We start from the raw sequence: 892 nt of genomic DNA on the forward strand, positions 1-892 counted from the left end.
CGGCGCAGCGGCGGCCCGTCCGGCCAGTCGATGCGCCCCTGGTAGCCGGGGTCGAGGCCGCCGAGGATGCGCAGCAGCGTGGTCTTGCCGCGGCCGGACGGGCCGACCAGGGCCACGAACTCGCCGGCCCCGATCGACAGGTCGACGCCGTCCAGCACGTCGCGCGCCACCGGTGCCGTGAAACGCCGGCGGATGCCCTGCAGCGCGACCCCGATCACGGCGACCGCCAGCGGCCGGCGGCGCGGTCCAACGGCTGCAGGATGAAGGCCTCGATCGCCAGGATCACGGCGATGAACACCAGCGTGTAGGCCAGGATCCCGGCAATGTCGAAGAAGTTGAAGAAGCTGCGGATCTGGAAGCCGACGCCGTCCGGCCGGCCCAGCAGCTCGACCACCAGCACGATCTTCCAGGTCAAGGCGAGGCCGGAGCGGGCGGCGGCCATCAGGCTGGGCGCCAGCTGCGGCAGCACGATCCGGCGCAGCACCCGGCCGCGCGGCACGTCGAACAGTTGCGCCATCTCCATCAGCGGCCGGTCCAGCGCCCGGGCGCCCTCGCGGGTGATGGCCACGACCAGCGGCGCCTTGTTGACCGCCACCGCGATCACCGCCGCCCATTCGTTCAGCCCGAACCAGACATAGCAGAGCACGATCGTCACCAGCGCCGGCATGTTCAGCGCGATCACCACCCAGCCGTCGAACAGCTCGTCCAGCAGCCGGCTGCGGCCGAGGGCGATGCCGATGGCGGCGCCGAGCAGCATGGCGGCGGCGAAGGCGGCCAGCACCCGCGCCAAGGTAACGGCGACGTTATACGGCAGGTCGCCCTCGACCATGTGCTGCCAGGCGGAGGCCGCGACCTCGGCCGGCGGCGGCAGCACGGCGCTGTCGGCGAGAAG

2 protein-coding genes are annotated in these 892 nt (G+C 72.4%); both read right to left on the minus strand.

Annotated elements, in window-relative coordinates:
* Positions 1 to 218, minus strand: a 218-nt coding sequence (locus tag P409_RS35320) for an ATP-binding cassette domain-containing protein (protein ID WP_034849794.1), incomplete at its 3' end; no start/stop codon positions are given.
* A partial coding sequence (locus P409_RS35325; protein ID WP_152613733.1) for an ABC transporter permease occupies positions 215 to 892 on the minus strand: 678 nt, incomplete at its 5' end. The genes P409_RS35325 and P409_RS35320, both read right to left, overlap by 4 nt.

Source organism: Inquilinus limosus MP06 (genome assembly GCF_000767795.1).
Taxonomy (GTDB): Bacteria; Pseudomonadota; Alphaproteobacteria; order DSM-16000; family Inquilinaceae; genus Inquilinus; species Inquilinus limosus_E.